We start from the raw sequence: 2,212 nt of genomic DNA, 5'->3' as shown, positions 1-2,212 counted from the left end.
GGTCTCGCTCCCCTCCGGCACCGGCCGCGACGTGCGCGTCGCCGTCATCGCCAAGGACGCCAAGGCCGCCGAAGCCACCGCCGCGGGCGCCGACATCGTCGGCGCCGAGGAGTTGGTCGAGCGCATCCAGGGCGGCTTCATGGAGTTCGACCGCGTGATCGCCACGCCGGACATGATGGCCCTGGTGGGTCGTCTGGGTAAGGTGCTGGGCCCGCGCGGCCTGATGCCGAACCCGCGTGTCGGCACCGTGACGCCCAACGTCGCGCAAGCGGTGAAGGACGCCAAGGGCGGCGCCATCGAGTTCCGCACCGAGAAGACCGGCATCATCCACGCCGGCATCGGCAAGGCCAGCTTCACCGAAGACGCGATCCTGGCCAACGTCCGGGCGCTCGTCGACGCCCTGAACAAGGCCAAGCCGTCGGGCGCCAAGGGCACCTACATCAAGAAGATCAGCCTCTCGTCCACCATGGGCCCGGGCTTCAAGATCGACACGACCTCGGTCGGCGTCTGACGCCAGTCGATCTCGTTTGAGAATTGAGGGGAGCGGCTTTCGGGCCGCTCCCTTTTTCTTTGCGCGCGAAGCGGGTCTTATGCGGCCGACAAGAGGGAAGGGACGTCCATTGGCCGGTCTCGCCACCGAAGACGCCGTCGAGGCCCAGACCAAGGGCGCGCTTCATCTCTATGCGTGGTTCCTGTTGCGCGGGACCTTCGTGTGGGCCGTGTCCACAGGCGTGCTGCGCCTGCTGCCCAGCGCCTGGGTCGACCGTCCCGCCTGGACCTTGCTGATCACCGGCGCGGTGTCCGGCGCGGGGCTGGTGATCGCAACCCTACTGTTCCTGCGGAAGATTGAGGCGAGACACAGGCTCTCGGCCCTGGTCTCCTTCGTGGCGCCGCAAATGCTGCTCGACGCCGGGGTGACGGTGGGGTTCGTCCATGTCCTGCCCAACTTCCCGCCCAGCCACGCGCCGCTGTTCGGCGCCTTCGTGCTCTGGTGCTACGCGGTGATGCTGCTGACCGCTGTCGTCGCGACGCGGCCCAAGGGGTGAGGCGGCGGTTGTCATAGCGCCGCGCTTCGTGTAAACGCCGCGCCTTCAAGAGTTTCGCTTCGTCGCAAGGCGGGGCGTGGACGGCGGGTTCGCCCGCCATCCTGTCCAAGAACTGTGGGGATCCGGGGGCCGCTCGGATCCGTGACGCGAGGAAGAGCCCTTCCTCAAGCACAGGGAGACGGGAATACGAGGTTTCACCGGCCATCGCATGCGATGGGCGCTGGGCCCGCGGCTTCTCTCACAGGACAGGCTTGTCGATCCGCGCGTGGGTTCGCCCGCGCTTGGGTCGTCTCGGTCGCCGGAATCGTCCGGCGGCCAAGCTGAGTATGGAGACCGCAATGGACCGCGCTCAAAAGCAGGTGACGATCGAGACGCTCAAGGGCGTCTTCGCCGACGCCGGCGCCGTGGTCGTGACCCACAATCTGGGTCTGACTGTTGCGGAAATGACCGATCTGCGTGGCCGCCTTCGTAAAGAAGGCGCCAAGCTGACCGTGGTGAAGAACACCCTGGCCCAGAAGGCGCTGGGCGGCTCGATCGGTGAGGCGGGCGACGCCCTGTTCACCGGCCCGGTCGCTATCGCCTATGCGCCGGACCCTGTCTCCGCCGCCAAGATCGCGACCCAGTACGCCAAGGAGAACGACAAGTTCACCATCATTGGCGGCTTCATGGGTGAAGAGGTGCTGGACAAGTCGAGGGTGGCCGCGCTTGCGACCCTGCCTTCGCTGGACCAGCTCCGCGGCAAGATCATCGGCCTCCTGCAAGCGCCCGCGACCAAGATCGCCGGCATCCTGCAGGCCCCGGCCGGTCAGCTCGCTCGCGTCGTGGGGGCTTACGCCGCCAAAGACGCCGCCTGATCGTCATTTTCGAAGAAACCCACACCTCTAATTCCCTAGGAAAACCATCCCATGTCGAAGCTCGAAAAGATCGTCGAAGACCTGTCCGCCCTGACCGTGCTGGAAGCCTCTGAGCTGTCCAAGCTGCTCGAAGAAAAGTGGGGCGTCTCCGCCGCCGCTCCCGTGGCCGTCGCCGCCGCTGGCGGCGCTGCCGCTGCTCCGGTTGAAGCCGCCGAAGAGCAAACCGAGTTCACCGTTGTCCTGACCGCCGGTGGCGACAAGAAGATCAACGTGATCAAGGAAGTCCGCGGCGTCCGTCCGGACCTCGGCCTG

At 66.5% G+C, this 2,212-nt stretch carries 4 protein-coding genes; all 4 read left to right on the top strand.

From position 1 onward, the window contains the following. Positions 1–511: 50S ribosomal protein L1 (gene rplA, locus RMO04_RS14185; protein WP_309645420.1), on the top strand; the 511-nt coding region annotated here is incomplete at its 5' end. A gap of 109 nt (positions 512–620) precedes the next feature. Further along, positions 621–1,046 carry a DUF5367 family protein gene (locus tag RMO04_RS14180; RefSeq protein WP_309645419.1) on the top strand — a complete coding sequence of 142 codons (426 nt, stop codon included), beginning with the start codon at positions 621–623 and terminating at the stop codon, positions 1,044–1,046. A 338-nt stretch (positions 1,047–1,384) separates the two neighbouring features. Continuing rightward, positions 1,385–1,900, top strand: coding sequence for a 50S ribosomal protein L10 (gene rplJ, locus RMO04_RS14175; RefSeq protein ID WP_309645418.1), 516 nt, complete (start codon positions 1,385–1,387; stop codon positions 1,898–1,900). Positions 1,901–1,951: 51 nt separating this feature from the next. Next, positions 1,952–2,212 (top strand): 50S ribosomal protein L7/L12 (gene rplL, locus RMO04_RS14170; protein ID WP_309645417.1); only part of this gene is annotated, 261 nt, incomplete at its 3' end.

The organism is Phenylobacterium sp., from assembly GCF_031412415.1.
Lineage (GTDB): Bacteria > Pseudomonadota > Alphaproteobacteria > Caulobacterales > Caulobacteraceae > Phenylobacterium.
The sequence above is the reverse complement of the archived record's forward strand: the minus strand, read 5'-3'. Positions and strand labels throughout refer to the sequence as shown.